This window comes from Bacillus cereus group sp. BfR-BA-01356, from assembly GCF_022663635.1.
Classification (GTDB): domain Bacteria; phylum Bacillota; class Bacilli; order Bacillales; family Bacillaceae_G; genus Bacillus_A; species Bacillus_A cereus.
Genome location: NZ_JAKUFX010000341.1, coordinates 1 through 211 on the forward strand (window position 1 = coordinate 1; position 211 = coordinate 211).

The window sequence follows — 211 nt, forward strand, 5'->3', positions numbered from 1 at the left end:
TATACCACAAAACAAACAAATGAAAACATTGCCGTTGTAGGGAACAAAATAAAGTTGCCGAAACTAGGCCTTGTTCGATTTGCCAAAAGTCGCGAAGTAGAGGGGCGTATTTTAAATGCTACAGTTAGACGTAACCCTTCTGGCAAATACTTTGTGTCATTGTTAGTTGAAACAGAAGTGCAAGAACTTCCGAAAACACAATCTTACATTG

Annotated in this window: 1 pseudogene; it reads left to right on the forward strand. The window is 38.4% G+C overall.

The annotated features are described in order from the left end of the window. A pseudogene (locus MR168_RS33270) lies at positions 1-211 on the forward strand (IS200/IS605 family element RNA-guided endonuclease TnpB); the annotation flags it as partial.